The organism is Hymenobacter segetis, assembly GCF_054776495.1.
The window spans coordinates 532,148-554,487 of record NZ_BAAHBV010000003.1 but is presented as its reverse complement, the minus strand read 5'-3'; the positions used below and the strand labels follow the sequence as shown (position 1 = coordinate 554,487).

Sequence of the window (22,340 nt, the reverse complement as noted above, 5' to 3'; positions counted from 1 at the left end):
ATGGCAGAAGTACGTCCGGATGAAGTCTCCGCAATCCTGCGGCAGCAACTGTCCAATTTCAAGTCCGAAGCCGAGCTCGAAGAAGTCGGCACCGTATTGCAAGTGGGCGACGGCGTGGCCCGCATCTACGGTCTGAGCAAAGCCCAGGCCGGCGAGCTGATTGAGTTTGAAAATGGTCTGCAAGGCCTCGTGCTCAACCTGGAAGAAGACAACGTGGGTGCCGTAATGCTGGGCGACTACTCGGAAATCCGGGAAGGCGCCACGGTGAAGCGCACCAACAAAATCGCCTCTATCAAAGTGGGCGAGGGCATTGTGGGCCGTGTGGTAAACACGCTGGGCCAGCCCATCGACGGCCGTGGCCCCATCGCTGGCGAGCTGTACGAGATGCCCCTGGAGCGCAAGGCTCCCGGCGTAATCTTCCGTCAGCCCGTGACCGAGCCGATGCAAACCGGCATCAAGTCGATTGACGCCATGATTCCGATTGGCCGTGGCCAGCGCGAACTGATTATCGGTGACCGTCAGACCGGCAAGTCGGCCGTGGCCATCGATACCATCATCAACCAGCGCGAATTCTTCGAAGCCGGCAAGCCCGTATTCTGCATCTACGTGGCCATCGGCCAGAAAGCTTCTACGGTAGCTCAGGTAGTGCAGGCCCTCACTAAGGGCGGCGCGATGGACTACACCGTGGTAGTAGCCGCTTCGGCTTCCGACCCGGCTCCGCTGCAATTCTACGCGCCTTTCACGGGTGCTGCTATTGGTGAATTCTTCCGCGACACGGGTCGTCCCGCCCTCGTGGTTTATGATGACTTGTCGAAGCAGGCCGTGGCTTACCGCGAGGTGTCGCTGCTGCTCCGTCGTCCTCCGGGCCGCGAGGCTTACCCCGGCGACGTATTCTACCTGCACAGCCGTTTGCTGGAGCGGGCCGCTAAAATCAACGCTTCGGACGAAATCGCCCGCGAGATGAACGACCTGCCGGATAGCATCAAGCATCTGGTGAAAGGCGGCGGTTCGCTGACCGCTCTGCCCCTGATTGAGACGCAGGCTGGTGATGTATCGGCGTACATCCCGACCAACGTGATTTCGATTACGGACGGCCAGATTTTCCTCGAGACCAACCTGTTCAACTCGGGTGTTCGCCCGGCCATCAACGTGGGTATCTCGGTATCGCGCGTGGGTGGTAACGCTCAGATTAAGTCGATGAAGAAAGTGGCTGGTACGCTGAAACTCGACCAGGCCCAGTTCCGTGAACTGGAAGCCTTCGCCAAGTTCGGCTCCGACCTCGACGCCTCGACCAAGCTCACCATCGAGCGCGGCCGTCGCAACCTCGAAATCCTGAAGCAGCCCCAGTACTCGCCCGTGAAGGTGGAGGACCAGGTGGCCATCATCTACGCCGCCACTAACGGCCTGCTCGACACCGTGCCCGTGAACCGCGTGCGTGAGTTCGAAAAGGAGTTCGGCCAGGTGATGAACTCGCGCTACCCCGACGTGCTGAAGGCCCTGAAAGCCGGCAAGCTGGAGGACGCTGGCACGAAGGCCATCCGCGAGGTAGCCAAAGACGTTTCGGCGAACTACGCAGTTAAGTAAATTATGAATTATGAGTTATGAATTATGAGTTGTTCGGATAACGGGCGCTCATAATTCATAGCATCAACTCATAATTCATAATTCATAACTCATAATTAAAAACAAGTGGCAAGCTTAAAAGAAGTCCGTAACCGCATTCAGTCGGTGAGCAGCACGCAGCAGATTACCAAAGCCATGAAAATGGTGGCGGCGGCCAAGCTGCGTCGGGCCCAGGACAACATCGTGCGGATGCGGCCCTACGCCCAGCGCCTGAATGCCATCCTGACCAACCTGACCCGCAACGCCGACGATGACATCGTGAGCGACTACGGCGTGGCCCGCGAGGTGCGCAAGGTGCTGGTCATTGCCATCACGTCGGACCGTGGTCTGGCCGGTGCCTTCAACACCAACGTGTTCAAGGGCGTGAACGCGGCTATTGCTTCGCGTTATTCCAACCTGCCGACGGCCAACATCTCGGTGATGGCCATTGGCAAGAAGGCGCACGACTACTACGGCCGTCGTGGCCAGACGGTGGGCGACTACACGCACGTTTTCGCCAAGCTCTCGTTCGAGACGGTGCGGGCTGCTGCTGAGGTAGCAATGGACGGTTTCCGCAACGGCATTTATGACGAGGTGGTGATGGTTTATAACGAGTTCCGCAACGTGGCCACGCAGATTATCCGGACCCAGCAGCTGTTGCCGCTGGTGCAGGAAGAAGCGCCCGCCACGGCCAAGGTGGAGTCGAACGTGGATTACCTGTTCGAGCCTTCGAAAGAGGAAATCGTGCAGACGCTGATTCCGCAGTCCATCAAGATTCAGCTTTATAAAGCTGTTCTGGAAAGTAACGCTTCGGAGCACGGTGCCCGCATGACGGCTATGGACAAAGCTACCGACAACGCCGGTGAGCTGCTCAAGGCCCTCAAGCTGACCTACAACCGGACGCGTCAGGCGGCCATCACGACCGAGATTCTCGAAATCGTGGGTGGTGCTGAGGCGCTGGCGGCCGGCTAGGCTGGTTTCGATTTTACGAAGTAGAAAGGCCCGTTTCCGAGAGGAGGCGGGCCTTTTTGTGTGCGGTGTAGGGCCGGCTGCTTCGGGCGCATTTATGAGCGGCGAAGAGGGGTGTCGCAGAGTATCTTTGATAAAGGCTATCAATTGTCTACATCTTATTTGCTTATGAAGAACTTCTTACGCGCTTGCTTTCAGTCCTTGGTTTGGGCAACTGTTATCTTGATTTCGTTGCTGGGAGGCGCGGAAACTGCGTGGGCGGGTGCGGGCGTGGGCTCTCCCCTCAGCGAGGTGCTGAACCCGGACGGCACGGTGCGCGCCGGCACACGCGGCTCGTTCGATGCCAGCGGCTATGCGCTGGAGACGGCCCCCGACGGCCGGCCCGCGTTTCGGCCGGTGGCGGTGCGGGGAGTTGCGGGCGTGGGCGATGCGAATTGGTCGAACGCGTTTGGGGCCTACGGGGCTAACGCGGACGTGCTGGCCCTGGCCGTGTATGGCCCCAATCTTTACGTGGGCGGCAGTTTCACGACCATCGGCGGCATCAGCGCGAAGTACGTGGCCAAGTGGAACGGCTCGGTGTGGAGTGCGCTGGGCAGTGGCATCGGCAGCGGCAATTTCGTGCGGGCCCTGGCCGTGGATGGCAGCGGCAACGTGTACGCGGGCGGCAGTTTCTTCTCGGCAGGAGGAATAACGACCTCCAACGTGGCCAAGTGGAACGGCACGACGTGGAGCGCGCTGGGGGCGGGCACATTTGTGAATAGCGACGTGTACGCGCTGGCGCTGGATGGCAGCGGCAACCTCTACATGGGCGGCTACTTCACGATGATAGACAACGTGACTGTGAACCGGGTGGCCAAATGGAACGGCACGACCTGGAGCGCGCTGGGCACCGGCACGGACGCGGTGGTGCGGACGCTGGCCGTGGACGGCAGCGGCAACGTGTACGCGGGCGGCGACTTTGCCACGGCCGGGGGCGGCGCGGCCAGCCGCGTAGCCAAGTGGAACGGCTCGGCCTGGAGCGCCCTTGGTGCGGGCACCAACGGCACCGTGAAAGCGCTGGCCGTGGATGGCAGCGGCAACCTCTACGTCGGCGGCGGGTTCCAGACGGCGGGCGGGGCCACGGCCTTCAATATTGCCCGGTGGAACGGCTCCGCGTGGAGCACCGTGGGGCCGGGGCTCACGAGCGACGTGTATGCGCTGGCCCTGGACGGTAGCGGCAACCTATACGCCGGGGGCCTGTTCTCCAACATCTCGGCCGGGGCCGTGGTCAACCACGTGGCCCGGTGGAACGGGACGGCCTGGGCTGGGCTGGGCGCGGGCGTGAGCGCCACCGGCACCGTTTCGGCCCTGGCCCTGGCAAACAATGCGGTGTACGCGGGCGGCGTGTTTGGCACGGCCGGCAGCACCGTAGCCAACAACGTGGCGCAGTGGACCGTGAGCACCAGCACTTGGGCGCAGTTGGGCAACCCGCCCGGCAACGGCATCAGCGACTACGTGTACGCACTGGCGGCCGATGGCAACGGCAACCTGTACGTGGGCGGGGCCTTCACCGCTGCGGGCGGCGTGGCCGCCAACTACGTGGCCCGCTGGAACGGCACCACCTGGAGCGCCCTGGGCGCGGGCTTGAATTACATTGTGAACGCGCTGGCGGTGGACGGCAGCGGCAACGTGTACGCGAGCGGCAGCTTCACGACGGCCGGCAGCGTGGCCGCCAACCGCGTGGCCAAGTGGAACGGCACGGCCTGGAGCGCCCTCGGCACGGGCATCAACAGCGCGGCGGCTACGCTGGTAGTAGACGGCAGCGGCAACCTGTACGCGGGCGGGGCCTTCGCCACGGCGGGAGGCGTGGCGGTGGGCAACGTGGCCAAGTGGAACGGCACGGCCTGGAGTGCGCTGGGCACCGGCACCAACGGCGTGGTGCGGGGGCTGGCCGTGGATGGCAGCGGCAACGTGTACGCGGGCGGCGACTTTACCACGGCCGGGGGCAGCGCGGCCAGCCGCGTAGCCAAGTGGAACGGCGCGGCCTGGAGTGCCCTGGGCACCGGAATGAACTCCACCGTTTATACCCTGGCCGTGGACGGTGGCGGCAACCTGTACGCGGGCGGCGTGTTTGGCACGGCCGGCGGCACCGCCGCCAGCAACGTGGCCCGCTGGAACGGCACGGCCTGGAGTGCCCTCGGCGCGGGCACCGATGGCACGGTGCTGAGCCTGGTGCTGGATGGCGGTGGCAACCTGAATGCCGGGGGCTTTTTCACCTATGCCGGCAGCACGGCCAGCAACCGCGTAGCCCGGTGGAACGGCACGGCCTGGAGCCCCCTGGGCACCGGCACCAACGGCAGCGTGTACGCGCTGGCCAGCATCAGCACGGGGCTGTACGTGGGCGGCTTGTTTACGGCAGTGGGCGACGGCAGCAAGTTTATGTCGGGCATTGGCTACTACTCCAATACGCCGCTGGCCGCCCTTTCGGCCGCGGCGCTGCCGGGGCCGAGCGTATTCCCCAACCCGGCCCACGGCACTGCCACCGTGCGCCTGCCCGCCGTGCCGGGCAGCACCACCGCCACCCTCACCCTGCTGGATGCCCTGGGCCGCCCGGTGAGGACGCAGCAGCTGGCGTTGCCCGCCACCGGAGCCACGGCCGAGGTGCCGCTGGCGGGCCTCGCCCCGGGCCTCTACCAGTTGCTGATGCAGGCCGGTGGCCGGCAAGCCAGCCGGGCGCTGATGGTGGAATAGCCGGGACCGCTGCTACTCAAGGTCCACAAGCGGCCCCGCAGCCGCCTGCGGCCGGCGGTCCTCACGGCCGGGATGTTCGAAATCAGGGCGCTGGCAACTGGCTAACCGGTGTTCTGTTGCGTGCATACTCCTGGGCTGAAAGGCTTCGGATAGCAAGAGGGGACACCCGGTAATCTTCAGCTAACACGGGACAAAGCCGAAGGCAGTGGCGAGGGCTTTGGTTATCTGGAAGCCGGCGGCTATATCTTTAGCCGCCGGCTTCCGGTGTTCATTCCTTTCCCGGTTGCTATGTCTCTTACGGTTCTACTCGTTTCTTGCTTTGGCCGCCGCCTGGGGCTGCTTTTACTGACTTGTGTGGTGCTGGCGGGGCCGGCCTGGGCGGAGGGACCGACGGCGCTCAGCACCATTCTGAACCCCGATGGCACGGTGCGGGCGGGGGCGCAGGGCTCGTTCGATGCCAAAGGGTATGAGGTGGGGACGGCCCCCGATGGCCGCCCAGCCTTCCGGCCGCTGGCGGCCCGCCGGGTGCGGGGCACGCGCGGTGCCGGCGATGCGGGCTGGTCGGATGGGTTTGGCCTGAATGGCATCAATGGCACGGTGTATGCGCTGGCGGTGGCCGGCAATACCTTATATGCCGGGGGCTACTTTGCCACGGCCGGCGGGGTGGCCACCACCAACGTGGCGAAATGGGACGGCACCGCCTGGGCTGCGTTGGGCACAGGCATCGGGACCATCTTCTCGGACTATGTGTATGCCCTGGCAGTTGATGCCAGCGGCAACCTCTACGCCGGCGGCTCTTTCAGCCGGGCCGGGGGCGTGGCGGCCAGCCGGGTAGCCAAGTGGGACGGCTTGGCCTGGAGTGCGATGGGCACCGGCTTCAACGGCTCGGTAGATGCGCTGACGGTAGATAGCAACGGCAGTGTGTATGCGGGCGGCAGCTTCAACACCAGCTTCAGCATCGGCAACGTGTCGCGGTGGAACGGCACGGCTTGGACCAGCACCAACGGCGGCTTCAATGGCATGGTGTATGCCCTGACGGCCGACGGTAACGGCAACGTGTACGCGGGCGGTTCTTTTAGCACGGCGGGCAGCGTGACGGCCAACCGCGTGGCCCGCTGGAACGGCACGGCCTGGAGTGCCCTGGGCACGGGCATCGGCACCAGCACCGGCAGCGGCATTGTGTATGCGCTGGCGTTCGACCGCGGCAGCAACAGCCTCTACGCGGGGGGTAACTTCGGGGCGGCCGGTGGCGCGCCGGCCAACTGCGTGGCCCGCTGGAACGGCACGGCCTGGGGTGCCCTGGGCACGGGCATCACCAACCCCAGCGGCTCGGTGATGGTGAATGCCCTGGCGGTGGATGCCCGTGGCCACGTGTATGCCAGCGGCACCTTCAGCATGGCCGGTACGGCAGCGGCCAACGCCGTTGCGCATTGGGATGGAGCCACCTGGACTGCCCTGGACGCGGGCCTCAGCGGGCCGGTGCCTACCAACCGTCCGGCCACCAACATCCCCGTGTACGGCAGTGCCCTGGCGGTAGCGGCCAATGGCGACTTGTACGCGGGCGGTGACTTCATGATGGCGGGGAGCTTGGTGGCGCACAACGTGGCCCGCTGGTCGGCCACGGGCGCGGGCTGGAGCCGGCTGGGCAGCCTGGTGAATGCCGGGGGCACCAACCAGAAGGGCGACATCTTCGCCCTGGCCCTGGACACCAACGGCGACCTCTACGCCGCCGGCAGCTTCGCCGCCATCGGCGATGTGGCCGCCATGAACATTGCCAAGTGGAACGGCACGACCTGGGAGCCGCTGGGCACCGGGCTGGGCTTCAGCGCCAACACCTACACCCGGGTGAGTCATCTGGCGCTCGACGGCCTGGGCAACCTCTACGCTGTCGGCGATTTCTTCGTGGCGGGCGGGGTGCCCGTGACCCGCATTGCCAAGTGGGATGGCATAGCCTGGAGTGCCCTGGATGCCGGCCTCAACAGCAGCGTGACGGGCCTGGCTACCAACGGGGCTGGCACGATTTACGCGGCCGGCTACTTCACGCAGGCCGGAAGCGTGCCCGCCGCCGGCATTGCCCGCTGGGATGGCAATGCCTGGAGCGCGGTGGGCACGGGCATCCCCCGGCCCGGTGCGGCGTCGTCAGTAGCGGCCGATGCCAGCGGCAACGTGTACGTGGGCGGCACCTTCTCCTTCCCCGCTGCGGGTGGGGGCACCATTACCAATATAGCCAAGTGGAACGGCACCGCCTGGAGTGCGCTGGGCACCGGTACCAACGGCATGGTGTCGCGCATAGCTGTGGCCCCCAACGGCACCTTGTATGCCAGCGGCACCTTCACGGCGGTAGGTGGCCAGCCGGCCCCGAGCGGGGTGGGCCGGTGGGATGGCACGGCCTGGACCGGGCTGCCGTTGCCGCCCGACCCCATCGCCACTACCTTCGGGCTGGCCGTGGATGGCAGCGGCAACGTGTACGTGGGGCGGGGCTTTGGGCAGGGCTACGGCGGCACGGCGGCCGGGGCCGTCACCAAATGGAACGGCACGGCCTGGACCTCCCTGGGCACCGGCACCTCGGGTTCGGTATCGGCGCTGGCCCCCACGGCTGCCGGCGTTTACGTGGGCGGCGGGTTCTGGACGGTGGGCGATGGCAGCAAGGTGATGAACAACCTGGGCTATTTTAGCAGCCCGGCGGTGCCCTTCCTCACGGCCATCAGCCCGGGCAGCGGGGCGGTGGGCAGCACCCTCACCCTCACGGGCACCGGCCTGACGGGCGCGGTCGTCACCTTCAGCGGCACGAGCAACAACACGGTACGCACCGGCTTTGCCGTGAACGCGGCGGGCACCCAGCTCACCGGCCTGGTGGTGCCGGCCGGGGCCGTGAGCGGCCCGGTGATGGTGACCACGCCCGGCGGCAACAGTGCGGCGGTGAGCTTCACGGTGACCACCGCCACGGCGGCGGCGGCCCCGGTGGCCCCCGGCGGGTTCCAGGTGTTTCCCAACCCTGCGCGGGCCTCGGCCACCGTGCGGCTGCCGGCCGTGGCCGCCACGCCCGAGGCCACGCTCACCCTGCTGGATGCCCTGGGCCGCCCCGTACTGGTGCGGCGGGTGCGCCTGGGGGCCGCCCTCACCACCACCGAAATCCCGCTGGCCGGGCTGGCGGCCGGCAGCTACCGGGTGCGGGTGCAGGCCGGGGCCTTGCAAAGCAGCCAGGTGCTGGTGGTGGAGTAGCGAGCCGCCGCGCCGCTACGGCGCAGGGCCTTTGGGCTGCTGCCGGAGCGCCCCCACCGGCGGGCGCGGTGGGTGAGCCGCCCGCCCGTTGCGCTCCGGGGTGGGGGCGGCCCCGCGATGCCACCGGCCGGGCAATTGCCCGCCGCGCACACAATGAAACCGGCCCGCTTCCGTTGGAGGCGGGCCGGTTGCGTATAGCTGGGGCCAACACCAGGGGCCGTTGTGGAGTAGGAGGGGGGCGCGGCCGGCAGGGAGGCCTGGATGCACAAAGCCCTTGGGCCAACCAACAGCTGCCCCTGCCCGGCGCCCTTCCGCGCCGCTATCCTGGCCGCGCCGGCCCGCTTTATCCTGCCTTATCACCTAATTATCCCCGCTATGAGAAGCATCGTGTTATCGCCCCGCATGGCCCTGCTGGCCGTGCCAGCCCTGCTGGAGCTGCTGGGACCGGTGGCCCACGCCCAAGCCCTGGCCCCGCTGGCCGAGGTGAGCGTGTACCCCAACCCGGCCCACATCCGGGCCACGGTGCAGGTGCCGGCGGTGCCGGGGGCCGATACGGCCACCGTGACGCTTACCGATGGCCAGGGCACTACCGTATTCGAGCAGCCCGTGAGCCTGACCACGGCCGGCGGCACGGCCGAGGTGCCGCTGCTGGGCCGCGTGCCCGGCCTCTACCGCGTGCAGGTGCGGGCCGGCACCGAGCGCGTGGCCCGCGCCCTGACAGTGGAGTAGGCGCCGGCGATGGCCGGCCGCCCGGTTCCGGGGCGGGCGTAACTTTGGGCCCCGGCTGCGCTACCGTAAGGTGCAGGCCGGGGTGCTGCCATCTTCTTTCCTCTTGCTATCGTGTTGACTCGCTACCTTCTGCCGGCCAGTGCCGGGGCGGCCCTGCTGCTGCTGGCTTCGCTGGCCTCGGCCCAAGCCCCTGTTCTCATCAACCTTACGCCGGCGGCCAATGCGGTGGCCGCGCCCCGCAGCGGCGGGGTGGTGGCCAGCTTCAGCCAGCCGCTCACGCCCGCTTCGGCCACGGCGCTCAAGGTGTTCAGCAGCCAGCGCGGGGGCTTGCGGGGCGGGGGGGCGGCCACGGTGGTGGGGGCTAATCTGGGCTTCTTCCCGATGGCCTACGACTTCCGGCCCGGCGAGACGGTGCAGCTAACCGTGACCCGCGCTGCGGCCAGTGCGGGCGGGGCGCTGGCCACGGCGCGGGTGCAGCAGTTCACCACGGCGGTGGGGGGCACAGGCACGGGCAGCTTCGCGCCGGGCACGGAGGTGGCGGTGGGCGCGCAGCCCAACAGCCTGGTGGTGGGCGACGTGGACAACGACGGCGACCTCGACCTGCTGACCGGCAACCGGGGCGCGGCCACCGTGAGCGTGCGCCTCAACAACGGCCGGGGCACTTACGCGGCTGGCTTCGAGGTGGCCGTGGCCGCCAACGTGCGCGGCCTGCTGCTGGGCGACGTGGACGGCGATGGCGACCTGGACCTGCTGGCGGCCAACGACACGGGCAACACCGTGAGCATCCGGCTCAACAACGGCAGCGGCACCTTTGGCCCCGGCCCCGAGGTGCCCGCCGGCTTTAGCCCGCAGGGCCTGGCCCTGGGCGACCTCGACGGCGACGGCGACCTGGACCTGGTGGCAACCAATCGCGACGTGGACTCGGTGAGCGTGCGCCTGAACAATGGCTTGGGCGACTTCAAGCTCCGCCGGGGCGTGCTGGTGGGCGATGGCCCCCAGGCCCTGGCCCTGGGCGACGTGGACGGCGACGGCGACCTGGACCTGGTGACCACCAACCTGCTGGCCAGCACCGCCAGCGTGCGCTTCAACAACGGTAGCGGCACCTTCGCGGGCGGGCAGGAGGTGCCCACCGGGGGGCAGCCCCTGGGCCTGGCCCTGGGCGATGTGGACGGCGACGGCGACCTGGACCTGCTGGCCGTGAGCTACCTCTTCAACGGCATAGTGAGCGTGCGGATGAACAACGGCAGCGGGCAGTTTTCGGGAACCCAGAGCGTGGCCGTGGATAGCTACCCTCCCACGGTGGTGCTGGGCGACGTGGACCACGACGGCGACCTCGACCTGCTCACGGCCAACTCGGGCAACAGCACGGCCAGCGTGCGCCTCAACAACGGCAACGGCATCTTCTCAGGCGGCTCCGATGTGGCCGTGGGCAATGCCACCACGGCCCCCAGCACCCCCTACGCCGTGGCCCTGGCCGACGTGGACGGCGACCTCGACCTGGACCTGCTCACGGCCAACGCCACCACGGCGGGCACCGTGAGCGTGCGCCTAAACGGGGGCAGCGGCCCGCTGGCCACGGCCCCCGGCCGCGCCCCCGCCACCCTCACGGCTTACCCCAACCCTGCTACCGGCCGGGTGACGCTCGTGCTGCCGCCCGCCGCCGCCACCGCTGAGTTGCATGATGCCCTGGGCCGCGTAGTGCGCACTGCGCCCGCCACCAACGGCGCTGCCCTGTTGGATGTGGGCGGCCTGGCCCCCGGCCTCTACGTGGTGCGCGCCGCCGGGCAGGCCGCCCGCCTGCTGGTGGAGTAGCCCCGCAACCACCCGGCCTGCCGACTGGCAGGGGACGACCCCGCACTCTGCGGCAGTTCCCGATTCGGACCGTAGCGGACAATAAGCCACTCCACCAGTGTCACAAAGCACTAAGCCGCTACTTCGTGGAAATTAATTCTCCCCAAACTTTTGCGGTGCTGGCGCGGCGTGCTGCATTTGGTTTCCGGCTCCGGCGAGCCCGGCTGAGGCCTTGAGGCTGAAGCTTTCAGCCGGCCGGCTGTCCTTTCCCGCTCTACCCGCGCCGTGTTTGCCTTGCCCTCTCGTTGTTTCAGCGTGGCCGTCCTGTATGGGCAGGAGCGGGGCCTGTCCGGGGGCATTCGCCCATCCCTCCCTCATTTCAGGTCGACTACTTACGACAACCGGTTAACCGGACGGCGCATCGGGTTAACTGTTTTGACGATGAGGCCGCCCTGCTTTCCACCGGCCTCAGCCTGGGCAAAATCCCCGAGCGCCACACCACCCTGGAGACGCCCACCAGGTTCCAGCTCGTGGACGGCCCCCAGCCGGGCACGCTCTGCGCCAAAGCCAAATGCCCACCCCACGCCGTGGCCATGAAGTACCTCTACACCCTCGATGCCAACCTGCTCGACATTGAATGATACGTGGTGGTAGTGCGCGACGGCGACGCCCTCATCAGCCAGTGCAAAAGCACCGACAAGGTGTACTGCAAAGTGGCCGCCGTGGGCGGCGACACCGACCAGCAGCCTTTCCCCGACGTGTTGAGCCGCATCGTAGCAGTAGGGGCGGCACCAGGCGGCGGCCGATGTAGGAGCGCAACATCCTGCGTATCGTCGTTCGCGCCGCGTAAGTGTCGGCCTGCGCAAGTCGTTCAACGACAAAACGCAAGCAGGCGTCTCTACTTTCCTGTCTGCCGCCTCCATCCGCCGCCGTCCCCCCCGGGGTGGCGGCGGTTTTGATGTCCGGGCCGGGCCGGGGCATCGCATCAACATGCGATACCGACGCATTGCCCAAGGCCCTAGCTTTGTGGGATTATTCAGTTTCAACGAATTTGTTGGCCGTCGTCCCGCAGGGGAAGGGGGTGGCTGCTTCCCTTTATTCCGCTGCGCGTATGCTGCTCTTTACCCTGTTCTCCTGTTGCGCGGCCCGCGCGGCCCACGTTGCCCGCCCGGCCCGGCTGGGCGGTTTCCTGCTGCTGGCCTTGCTGCTGGCGGGCCCCGCCCGGGCCCAGACCAGCTCCTTCGCGTTAACCGGCGCCCCCCAAACCTACGTGGTGCCGGCGGGAGCCAGCCAGCTGCAGGTAGTTGCCACTGGAGCGTACAACGGCGCCGTGGTGCGCGCTACCGTGGCCGCCACGCCCGGCGAAACGCTCACCGTGATGGTGGGCGGCCAGGGCGTTACTAACAGCGTGGGCAGCGGCGGCGGCGGGGCCACTTTCCGTGGCTACAACGGCGGCGGCGCTTCGCCCGACGGCGGCCGGGGCGGCGGGGCTACCGACCTGCGCCGCAGCGGCACCAGCACCGGCGACTACCTGACGTCGCGCAATGCGCTGCTGGTGGCGGGCGGCGGCGGCAGCGGCGGCAATGCCGGCCCCGTGGCTCGTAGCAGCTTCGCCATCCAGAACACTTCTGGCAACGGCGGTGCCGGCGGCACCCCCAACGGCGGCAACGGGACGGGCGCGGCCGGCTACATCGGCACGGGAGCCTCGCAAACGGCGGTGGGCGCCTCGGCCAGCGGAGCGGCCAGCAACAACGTGGGCGGCGCCGGCAATACCTACGGCGGCAACGGCGGCGGCGGCTACTACGGCGGGGGCAGTGGCAAAAGCACCATCTCTACCAGTCCCTACAACTGCGGCGGCGGCGGCGGCGGCTCGTCGTGGGTGATGGCCAGCGGCACCGCCATCAGCTACGCCACGAGCGGGGCATTCGGCGACGGGTCCCTGACCATCACGCCCATCATCACCTACACGGCCGCACCGGTCGTGACCGCGCCGGCCAACAGCGGCACGGTTGCGACGGCCACGCCCACCTACAGCGGCACGGCCGCCGCCAGCAGCACCGTCGTGGTCTACGTCGACGGCGCGTCCATCGGCAGCACCACGGCCAGTGCGGGCGGCAGCTGGTCGTTGGTACAGCCCACGGCGCTGGCTTCGGGCAGCCACACGGTGTACGCCACGGCCCAAGGCAGCGGCCTGGCCGTGAGCGCCAGCTCGGGCACCAACACCTTCACGGTGGTCCTGACGCCCACCATCACCAGCTTCACGCCCACCAGCGGGCCGGTGGGCACCGCCGTCACCATCACGGGCAGCAACCTGGGCAGCGCCAGCAACGTGCGCTTCAACGGCACGGCCCAGACCACCTTCACCAGCAACACCCCCACGCAAATCGTGCTGAACGTGCCGGCCGGGGCCACCACCGGCACGCTCACCGCGACCACGCCCGCCGGCACCAGCGCGGCCAGCAGCCAGACGTTTACGGTGGTGCCGCCCCCCACAATCACGAGCGTGAGCCCGGCATCCGAGCTGCCCGGTAAGGTGGTGACCATTACGGGCACGGGCTTCGCGGCCGGCAGCACGGTGAGCTTCGGGGGCACGGGGGCCGGCGTGACGTACGTATCGGCCACCCAGCTCACGGCCACCGTGCCCGCCGCCCTGGCCGAGGGCAGTGCCCCGGTAAGCGTAACGACGAGCGGCAGCACCAGTACTGCTCAGTCCTTCAGCGTGCTGGCCGTGTACAACGGGGGTACGCTGGGGGCCTGCGCGGCGGCCGTGCCGGCCACGGCCAGCCTGAACGACGGGGCCTGGCACTACCTGTTCAGCGGCACGGGCCAGGTGGTGGCCGCCTACAGCTACACCGGCGCCAGCCTGGGCAATCTGGCCATCGACGTGCTGCGGGCCGATGCCGCCCAGCCCGTGCGCAAAGACCCCCGCAACCACTATTACCTGGACCGCAACTGGCACCTGACGGCCAGCGCCGGCCCGTTCGCCGGGCGCAGCGTGAGCCTGCGCCTCTACGGCCTGGCCAGCGAGCAGGCCCGCCTGCAGGCAGCCGATGCCGCCGCCACGCTGGCAGGCCTGAAAGCCACCCAGTACAGCGGCCCCAACGAGGACTGCGCCCTGGCCAACGACGTGGCCGCCGCCGAGCACCGCACCTTGGCCGCCCCGGCCACGCAGCCGGCCGGCACGGCCTACTTCGTGGCCGAGCTTACCGTGGCCGACCATTTCTCGGAGTTCTACCTCACCGGCAGCGCCACGCCCCTTCCGGTGGAGCTGACGCAGTTCACGGCCACGGCCAGCGGCCCCAGCGCCGTGCGGCTGGCCTGGGCCACGGCCTCGGAGAAAAACAGCCAGCAGTTTGAGGTGGAGCGCAGCCTGGACGGCACGCGCTTCGAGCGCCTCGCCACGGTTGCAGCGGCCGGCAACAGCAGCAGCGCCCGCGCCTACGAGCACACGGATACCCAAGTCCCCAAGACCCCCAGTCCTCAGGACCCTATCTACTACCGCCTGCGGCAGGTCGATGCCGACGGCACGTTCAGCTACTCGCCCGTGCGGGCCGTGGGCCTGACCGGCGCGGCCGAAGGCCTGAGCCTGTATCCCAACCCGGCCCCTGCGGGTACGGCCACCCTCAAGGGCGTGCAGCCCGGCACGGTGGTCACGGTGTTTGATGCACTGGGCCGCGAGGTGGCATCGGCTCCGGCCGATGCGGCGGGCACGGCCGCAATCAAGCTGCCGGCCGGCCGGCCGGCTGGCATGTACGTGGTGCGCGCCGGGAGCAAGGCCCTGCGCCTCACGGTAGAGTAAAGGCCGGCCGGGCTCATCGAAAGGCCGTTGCACCACCCGGGGCGGCGGCTTTTTTGCGCCCGGCCGGGGTGGGGCAGGAGGGTGGGCTGGTACCTTTGCCGGGATACTCACTTTTGAGTTTTAATTCCGGGCCGCCCGCGCACTGCTGCGGCCCGTGCCTTACGCCGGGACGTGGCACTCTCGCTTTCTGCATGATGCATTCTTACTCTTTGGCCCCGCGAGGGGCGCAACCCCGCCGGCTGCTGGGCCTGGTGCTGGGGCTGCTGGTGGCCCTGCTGCCGGTAGCGGCCCGGGCGCAGGCCGTGGCGGCCGGCGGTAGCACCTCTTTCAGCATTCATGCCGACGGCACGCTGTGGGGCAGCGGCTACAATGGCAACGGCCAGCTGGGCGATGGCGGGGCTCCGCAGGCCCGTACGCTGCCGGTGCGCATTGGCACCCAGCGCTGGCAGACCGTGGCCTCGGGCAGCTTCTTCACCCAGGCCATTCGCTCCGACGGCAGCCTCTGGGCCTGGGGCCGCAACGACCGGGGCGAGCTGGGCGACGGCACCAGCTTCAACCGGGCGGCCCCCGTGCGCGTGGGCACCGCCACCAACTGGCGCAGCCTGGCCGTGGGGGCCAACCACACTCTGGCCCTGCGGGCCGATGGCACCCTATGGACCTGGGGCCGCAACGACTTCGGCCAGCTCGGCGACGGCACCACCAACGGCAACGTGAACCCCAACCCCGTGCAGGTGGGCACCGAAACCACCTGGCGCAGCATCGCCGCCGGCCAGTACCACAGCCTGGCCGTGAAAGCCGACGGCACCCTCTGGGCCTGGGGCCAGAACGGCGACAGCCAGCTCGGCGACGGCAGCACCACCACCCGTCCCAGCCCCACCCAAATCGGCCTGCTCACCACCTGGCGCAGCGTGGCGGCCGGCCCCTTTGCCCTGCACGGTGTGGCCATCCGCACCGATGGCACCCTCTGGGCCTGGGGCCGCAACGTGAACAACCAGCTGGGCGACGGCACCACCACCGTGCGCCGCAGCCCCGTGCAGATTGGCAGCGCCACCACCTGGAAGCAGGCCGTGGTGGGCCCCACCTACACCGTGGCCCTGCGCACCGACGGCACCCTCTGGGGCTGGGGCAACAACGACTACGGCCAGCTGGGCGACGGTAGCACCACCAACCAGCCCACCCCCACCCAGATGGGCTCCGTGACCACCTGGCAGGCCCTGGCCACCGGCAACTACCAAACCCTGGCCCTGCGCACCGACAACTCGGTGTGGGCCTTCGGCTGGAACTCCGACGGCCAGCTCGGCAGCCCCGACGCGCCCAACCCGCTCCACGCCACGCCCACCCAGGTGGGCACCGCCCTCGACTGGGCCACCGCCGCCGTGGGCAGCGACTTCACCACGGCCACCAAAACCACCGGCGAGCTGCTGAGTTGGGGCGAGAACATCAGCGGCCAGCTGGGCCAGGGCAGCGCCCTGAAAATGATTCTGCCCGTGCCCGCCCCGGTAGCCGGCGCGGCCACCTGGCAGCGCAGCAGCGTGGGCCTGCGGCACGGCGCGGCCATCCGCACCGATGGCAGCCTCTGGGCCTGGGGCCAGAATGGTTTCGGCCAGACCGGCCAGAACACGGCCTTCAACAACCCGCCCGTGTCCACGCCCGTGCCGGTGAGCGCCGGCAGCACCTGGCAAAGCCTGAGCGCCGGCCAGGAGTTCACGCTGGCCATCCGGGCCGATGGCACGCTCTGGGCCTGGGGCCTGAACACCAGCGGCCAGCTCGGCGACGGCACCCTCACCACTCGCCTCGCTCCCGTGCAGGTGGGCACCGATGCCAACTGGCTGCAAGTGAGCGCCGGGGTAGGCTTCGCCCTGGGTCTGCGCACCGACGGCACCCTCTGGGCCTGGGGCACCAACGGCAACGGCCAGTTGGGCGACGGCACCACCACGCAGCGCCTGGCCCCGGTGCCCATCGGGGCCGCCGTCTGGCAGCAGGTGGCCGCTGGCTCGGCCCACGCCGTCGCCATCCGGGCCGATGGTACGCTCTGGGCCTGGGGCTATAATGGCAACGGCCAGCTGGGCGACGGCACCACCACCCAGCGTCTGGCCCCGGTGCCCATCGGGGCGGCCACCTGGCAGCAGGTGGCCGCCGGCAGCAACCAGACCTTCGGCCTGCGCCCCGACGGCAGCCTGTGGAGCAGCGGCTCCAACACCAGCGGCCAGCTCGGCGACGGCACCACTACTCAGCGCACCACGTTTGCCCGCGTGGGCGCGGCCACCTGGCAGAGCGTGGCCACCGGGGCCACCGCCGTACACACCATCGCCGTGCAGGCCGATGGCAGCCTCTGGGCCTGGGGCCTCAACAACTACGGCCAGACGGGCCTGCCCATCACCGCGCCCGCGCCGGTGCAGGTATCCCCGGCCCAGGCCGCCCTACCCGTGGAGCTGACGGCCTTCACCGCCACCGCCGACGGCCCCACCGCCGTGCGCCTGGCCTGGGCCACGGCCTCGGAGAAAGATAGCAAAGCCTTTGAGGTGGAGCGCAGCACCGATGGGCACGTCTTCGGCATCATCGGCACGGTGGCGGCGGCCGGCAGCAGCAGCGCCCCGCGCCGCTACGAGCTGCTGGACACTCAGCCACTCAGCCGCTCCGTTACTCTTTACTACCGCTTGAAGCAGGTGGACGTGGATGGCACGTTCAGCTACTCGCCCGTGCGCACCGTGGCCCTAACCGGTGCGGCGGCCGGCCTGGCCCTCTACCCCAACCCCGCCCACGGCGGCGCGGCCACGCTCACGGGCACCCTCCCCGGTGCGGTGGTGACGGTGCTCGACGCCCTGGGCCGCCAGGTGACGGCCGCCCCGGCCGATGCCGCCGGCACCGCTACGCTGCCACTGCCGGCCGGCCTCGCGCCGGGCGTGTACGTGGTCCGGGCCGGCACCCAGGCCCTGCGCCTCGCGGTGGAGTAGCATTTCCCCGCCCCGGACAATCCCCGCAAAGGGCAGGCCATTGGCCTGCCCTTTGTTGTGCATGGTTTTATACCCCGCCTACCCCTAGCCATGCCGTGAACGATGCCTTGCACGCCGTGGCAGAGGTCTTTCACGGCGTGGCAGAGGTCTTCCACGGCGTGGCAGAGGTCTTCCACGGCGTGGCAGAGGTCTTCCACGACGTGGCAGAGGTCTTCCACGACGTGGCAGAGGTCTTGCGTGGCGTGGCAGAGGTCTTGCGTGGCATGGCAGAGGTCTTCCATAGCGTGGCAGAGCTCTTGCGTGGCGTAGCAGAGGTCTTCCACGGTCTGAAAGACCTCAATCACGGGAGCGCACCCAGCAGTAACTCAGCCGCGCCGCTTCTGTGGCTTGGGCGCTTCGGGCTGCTGCTGTAGCAGCTCCAGCAGCCGGGCGGGGGTGAGGCTGGTAAAGTCCTTGATGACGGTGAGCGGGGCCTGGAAGGCCGCAGCCGGCAGGGTGGTAGCCACGGCTACGCAGCGCATGCCGGCACGGTAGGCGGCCTGCTCGCCCAGCACGGCGTCTTCGAACACGATGCAGTCGGCCGACTTCACGCCCAGCTTGGCGGCGGTGGCGGTGTAGGTATCGGGGTGGGGCTTGCCTTTGGGCACGTCGTCCTTGCCGATGATGACATCGAAGTAGCGTCGCAGGTCGAGGTGGTCGAGGATGTAGCTCAGGGTAGGGCCGCCCGAGCCAGTACCGAGGCCGATGGGGAAGCCTTCGGCCCGGGCTGCTTGCAGGAAGGCCACGAGGCCGGGCAGGGCGCGGCGCTTGCTCCAATAGAGGGTACGGTAGAGGAACTCCCGCTGCTCGGCGTAGAGTTCGAGCTGCTTTTTGGGAATGGGGTGCCGGAAGACGCTTTGGATGATGTCGCCGGCCGGCATGCCGTTGAGGCGCTTGAGGAGCTGGCGGGCATTGGTGCTGAGGCCGAGGTCGCGGAAGAGAAGCTGGAAGGCGCGGGCCTGGATAGGAGTGTTGTCGACGAGGACGCCATCCATGTCGAAGATGAGGGCTGGTTTCATAATCTGGCGTACGCACGGCGGGCGGGGCGCGGCGGTATCTTTGCCGGGCTTTCGCTCAATTGCCATTCCATGAAGACCCTCCTTGCCTTAGCCTGTCTCGTTCTGCCCACCCTCGCGGCTACCCCTCCCGAGCCCGTGGCCCGCCCCAAGCTGGTGGTGGGCATCGTGGTCGACCAGATGCGCTACGACTACATCTACCGCTACTGGAGCAAGTACCCGGCGGGTGGGTTCCGGCGGCTGCTGGGCGAGGGCTTCAGCTACGAAAGCTGCCACTACAACTACGTGCCCACCTACACCGGCCCCGGCCACGCCAGCGTGTACACCGGTACCACGCCGGCCGTGCACGGCATCATCGGCAACAACTGGTGGGTGCGCGAGGAAGGCCGCGAAACCTACGTGACCGAGGACAAAACCGTGAAAGCCGTGGGCGGCACCGAGGCCGCCGGCCAGATGTCGCCGCGCCACATGCTGAGCACCACCATCACCGACGAGCTGCGCCTGGCCACGAACTTCCAGGCCAAAACCATCGGGGTGAGCATGAAGGACCGGGGCAGCATCCTGCCCGCCGGCCACTCGGCTACCGCCGCCTATTGGTACGACGGCACCAACGGGGCCTTCATCAGCAGCACCTTCTACCAGCCCGCCCTGCCGGATTGGGTGGCGAAGTTCAACGCCGCCCACCACGCTGCCGACTACCTCGCCAAGCCCTGGAATACCCTGCTGCCCATCGCCGACTACACCGAAAGCTCCCCCGATGACGTGGCCTGGGAAGGCGCCTTCAAGGGCGAAGCCAAGCCCGTGTTCCCGCATGATTTGCCGGTGCTCTCGGCCGGCGCGCCCGCCTCGGTGCAGCCCGCCCTCAAGAACTCGGGCGAAACGAAGAGCCCCCAGCCCCCCACCCAGAACCTCGACCTCATCCGCAGCACGCCCTTCGGCAACAGCCTGACCACGGACTTCGCTCTCGAAACCCTGCGTCAGGAGCAGATGGGCCAGCGCGGCATCACCGACTTCCTAGCCGTGAGCTACAGCTGCACCGACTACGTGGGCCACCAGTTCGGCCCCAATTCCATCGAAGCCGAAGACACCTACCTGCGCCTCGACCGCGAGCTGGCCCGCCTCTTCGAAGCCCTCGACAAGCAAGTAGGCAAGGGCCAGGCCCTCGTCTTCCTCACCGCCGACCATGCCGCCGCGCACGCCGTGGGCTTCTCGCAGGCCCACCGCCTGCCCGGGGGGGGCGTGGGCCCGTCGGTGATGCGCGACTCGGTGCAGCGCGCCCTCACCCGCCAATACGGCCCCGGCCAGTGGGTGCTCAGCTATGAAAACCAGCAGGTGTACCTCAACCGCCCGCTGCTCCAGAAGAAGAACATTGACCTGGCCAAGGCCCAGCAAGCCGTGGCCACGGCCCTGCTCACCCTGCCCGGCGTGACCCAGGCCCTCACCGCCCTCGACCTGCAGCGTGCCCACTGGAGCGAGGGCCTGGGCATGTACCAGGAAAACGGCTTCTACGCCCCGCGCTCCGGCGATGTGCTCACCGTGCTAGCCCCCGGCTGGCTGGAGGCCTACGCCTTCCCCGTGGTGAAGGGCACCACCCACGGCTCGGCCGGCGCGTATGATACGCACGTGCCGCTGCTGTTCTGGGGTTGGGGCGTGAAGCACGGCGAGTCGTCGGCCTCCGTTCACACCGTGGACATTGCGCCCACCATTGCGCAGTTTCTGCACATCCAGGAGCCCAGTGGGTGCTCGGGCGTGCCGCTACGCGAAGTGCTGGGCCGGTAAGCCGACTTTTATTAACAAACTCCCTGTTCTGCTTGTAATTTTGTCTCTGGCCGTTAAGATAGGCGGCTGCTTTCCCTGAATATGACCCACTTCAACCCCTGGCACGACGTGTCGCGCGGCGACGAAACCCCTACTGTCGTCCAGTCCATCATCGAAATCCCCAAAGGCAGCAAAGGCAAGTACGAGCTCGATAAAGAGAGCGGCCTGCTGAAGCTGGACCGCGTGCTGTTCTCGGCCGTGCACTACCCCGCCGCCTACGGCTTCATCCCCCAAACCTACTGCGACGACAAAGACCCGCTCGACATCCTGGTGCTCTGCTCGGTCGATATCGTGCCCATGTGCCTCGTGGAAGCCAAGGTTATCGGCGTGATGCAGATGGTGGACCAGGACGAGGAGGACGATAAAATCATCGCCGTGGCCGCCCACGACATCTCGGTGAACCACTACAACGACATCTCCGACCTGCCCCCGCACACGCTGCTCGAAATGCAGCGCTTCTTCGAGGACTACAAGGCCCTGGAGCACAACAAGCACGTCACCGTGGAGCGCTTCATGGGCAAGGAAGATGCCTACCGCATCATCAACGACAGCATCAAACTCTACCAAGACACCTTCGGCGACCGCAAGGCCGAATAGCCCCACCGGCCCCCGGCCAACGACAAGGCGAAGCTGACCCCCACAACGGGGCAGCTTCGCCTTTTTTGCGTGCGCGGGCCGCAGCAATGCCGTTAAGCTGGCTCTCCGCCCTGCCGCAACACCAAGGCGGCGGGGCCGACGGCCGGCCTGATTTACCTTCGCCCCGTGGATTCTTCCCCTTCTTTGGCCGCCCCCGTTGCCGCCCGCCCTTTCCTGCGGCGGGCCTTCGATGCGTTGCTGTTTAGCAGCGTGTGGCTGGCCGGCGCGGCAGCTGCCCAAACGGCGGCCAGCTTCCGCCGCTGGCCCGCCGCCGGGGGCGTGAACGGCCGCGTGGTGGCGCTGGTGTTTGCCGCCACGCTGCTCGTGTACAACCTCGATGCCGTGCTGCCCTTCAAGCACCGGCAGCCGGCCGCCGGCTCGGGGCGCAAGGCCTGGCAGCAGCGGCACCGGCGCGGACTGGCCGCGCTGGCGGGCATAGCGGCGCTGGCCGCTGGCTACTTTTTTCTGGCCGATGGCTGGTGGCGCTACCTGCCGGCGCTGCTGCCCCTCACGGTGCTGGCGCTGGTGTATTCGTGGCCGCTGGTGCGCTGGCAGGGGCAGCGCCGTGCCCTCCGCGAAGTGCCGCTGCTGAAGGGTTTTCTGATTGCGGGGGTATGGTCGGCCATCACCGTGGGGCTGCCCGCCCTGGCCCTGCACCACCCGCTGGCCGAGGCTGCGGGCCTGCTGGGCCAGCGCTTCTGCCTGGTGCTGGCCCTCACCATCGTGTTCGATATCCGCGACCTGAGCCGCGACCGGGCGGCCGGCACCCGCACCTTCCCGGTGGTGCTGGGCCTGGCCGGGGCCAAAGCCGTGGCGCTGGCTTTCCTGGCTGCCGCCATGCTGCTGGGCTTCGAGCGCGGCGTGGCCCCGCTGGGGTTGTGGCTCACGGGCCTGTCCGCCGCCACGGTCATCCTGCTGGCTGATGAGCGGCGCAACGACTACTTCTTCGCCTTCCTGGCCGATGGGGTGCTGCTGGTGCCGGCTGTGCTGTATTTCGTGGTGTAACGCCCGGCCGTATTTTGCGCGCATTCACTC

At 68.3% G+C, this 22,340-nt stretch carries 14 protein-coding genes; 13 read left to right on the top strand and 1 reads right to left on the bottom strand.

Annotation, left to right across the window (positions count from 1 at the left end):
• The 10 genes from atpA to ACYU70_RS19215 all read left to right on the top strand — a co-directional run bounded on the left by atpA (position 1) and on the right by ACYU70_RS19215 (position 18,209).
• On the top strand, positions 1–1,584 hold the full coding sequence (atpA, locus tag ACYU70_RS19260; protein ID WP_342296859.1) for a F0F1 ATP synthase subunit alpha: 1,584 nt from the start codon (positions 1–3) through the stop codon (positions 1,582–1,584).
• 105 nt (positions 1,585–1,689) lie between these two features.
• On the top strand, positions 1,690–2,574 hold the full coding sequence (gene atpG / locus ACYU70_RS19255; protein ID WP_342296857.1) for an ATP synthase F1 subunit gamma: 885 nt from the start codon (positions 1,690–1,692) through the stop codon (positions 2,572–2,574).
• A 165-nt stretch (positions 2,575–2,739) separates the two neighbouring features.
• The gene (locus tag ACYU70_RS19250; RefSeq protein ID WP_342296855.1) at positions 2,740–5,301 is read left to right on the top strand and encodes an SBBP repeat-containing protein; all 2,562 of its coding nucleotides are present in this window, start codon (positions 2,740–2,742) and stop codon (positions 5,299–5,301) included.
• A 288-nt stretch (positions 5,302–5,589) separates the two neighbouring features.
• Complete coding sequence (locus tag ACYU70_RS19245) at positions 5,590–8,523, top strand: beta strand repeat-containing protein (protein ID WP_342296853.1); 2,934 nt, start codon at positions 5,590–5,592, stop codon at positions 8,521–8,523.
• A gap of 375 nt (positions 8,524–8,898) precedes the next feature.
• A complete protein-coding gene (locus tag ACYU70_RS19240) occupies positions 8,899–9,252 on the top strand; it encodes a T9SS type A sorting domain-containing protein (protein WP_342296851.1) in 354 nt (117 codons plus the stop codon).
• A gap of 111 nt (positions 9,253–9,363) precedes the next feature.
• Complete coding sequence (locus ACYU70_RS19235) at positions 9,364–11,064, top strand: T9SS type A sorting domain-containing protein (RefSeq protein WP_342296850.1); 1,701 nt, start codon at positions 9,364–9,366, stop codon at positions 11,062–11,064.
• 284 nt (positions 11,065–11,348) lie between these two features.
• Complete coding sequence (locus ACYU70_RS19230; protein ID WP_342296849.1) at positions 11,349–11,684, top strand: hypothetical protein; 336 nt, start codon at positions 11,349–11,351, stop codon at positions 11,682–11,684.
• Positions 11,685–12,154: 470 nt separating this feature from the next.
• Positions 12,155–14,842, top strand: a complete 2,688-nt coding sequence (locus ACYU70_RS19225; protein ID WP_342296848.1) for an IPT/TIG domain-containing protein — start codon at positions 12,155–12,157, stop codon at positions 14,840–14,842.
• A 191-nt stretch (positions 14,843–15,033) separates the two neighbouring features.
• Positions 15,034–17,796, top strand: coding sequence for an RCC1 domain-containing protein (locus ACYU70_RS19220; RefSeq protein WP_342296847.1), 2,763 nt, complete (start codon positions 15,034–15,036; stop codon positions 17,794–17,796).
• Positions 17,797–17,891: 95 nt separating this feature from the next.
• Entirely contained in the window at positions 17,892–18,209 is a 318-nt protein-coding gene (locus tag ACYU70_RS19215) for a hypothetical protein (protein ID WP_342296845.1), read from the top strand.
• Here ACYU70_RS19215 and ACYU70_RS19210 read toward each other — a convergent pair.
• Positions 18,162–18,854: an HAD family hydrolase gene (locus ACYU70_RS19210; protein WP_342296843.1), complete on the bottom strand. Its 693-nt coding sequence runs from the start codon at positions 18,852–18,854 to the stop codon at positions 18,162–18,164. The genes ACYU70_RS19215 and ACYU70_RS19210 overlap by 48 nt on opposite strands.
• A 69-nt stretch (positions 18,855–18,923) precedes the next feature.
• On the opposite strand from ACYU70_RS19210, the gene pafA reads away from it, so the two are divergent.
• The 3 genes from pafA (at position 18,924) to ACYU70_RS19195 (ending at position 22,310) form a co-directional block, all read left to right on the top strand.
• Positions 18,924–20,630, top strand: coding sequence for an alkaline phosphatase PafA (gene pafA, locus ACYU70_RS19205; protein ID WP_342296842.1), 1,707 nt, complete (start codon positions 18,924–18,926; stop codon positions 20,628–20,630).
• An 81-nt stretch (positions 20,631–20,711) separates the two neighbouring features.
• Positions 20,712–21,266 carry an inorganic diphosphatase gene (locus ACYU70_RS19200; RefSeq protein ID WP_342296841.1) on the top strand — a complete coding sequence of 185 codons (555 nt, stop codon included), beginning with the start codon at positions 20,712–20,714 and terminating at the stop codon, positions 21,264–21,266.
• Between the two features lie 165 nt (positions 21,267–21,431).
• Entirely contained in the window at positions 21,432–22,310 is an 879-nt protein-coding gene (locus ACYU70_RS19195; RefSeq protein WP_342296839.1) for a UbiA prenyltransferase family protein, read from the top strand.
• Positions 22,311–22,340 lie beyond the last annotated feature (30 nt).

What these genes read in the sequence shown, in the direction of transcription:
- atpA (WP_342296859.1), top strand. Translation starts at nt 1, where the DNA reads ATGGCAGAAGTACGTCCGGATGAAGTCTCCGCAATCCTGCGGCAGCAA.
- ACYU70_RS19250 (WP_342296855.1), top strand. Translation starts at nt 2,740, where the DNA reads ATGAAGAACTTCTTACGCGCTTGCTTTCAGTCCTTGGTTTGGGCAACT.
- ACYU70_RS19245 (WP_342296853.1), top strand. Translation starts at nt 5,590, where the DNA reads ATGTCTCTTACGGTTCTACTCGTTTCTTGCTTTGGCCGCCGCCTGGGG.
- ACYU70_RS19240 (WP_342296851.1), top strand. Translation starts at nt 8,899, where the DNA reads ATGAGAAGCATCGTGTTATCGCCCCGCATGGCCCTGCTGGCCGTGCCA.
- ACYU70_RS19225 (WP_342296848.1), top strand. Translation starts at nt 12,155, where the DNA reads ATGCTGCTCTTTACCCTGTTCTCCTGTTGCGCGGCCCGCGCGGCCCAC.
- ACYU70_RS19220 (WP_342296847.1), top strand. Translation starts at nt 15,034, where the DNA reads ATGATGCATTCTTACTCTTTGGCCCCGCGAGGGGCGCAACCCCGCCGG.
- ACYU70_RS19210 (WP_342296843.1), bottom strand. Translation starts at nt 18,854, where the DNA reads ATGAAACCAGCCCTCATCTTCGACATGGATGGCGTCCTCGTCGACAAC.
- pafA (WP_342296842.1), top strand. Translation starts at nt 18,924, where the DNA reads ATGAAGACCCTCCTTGCCTTAGCCTGTCTCGTTCTGCCCACCCTCGCG.
- ACYU70_RS19200 (WP_342296841.1), top strand. Translation starts at nt 20,712, where the DNA reads ATGACCCACTTCAACCCCTGGCACGACGTGTCGCGCGGCGACGAAACC.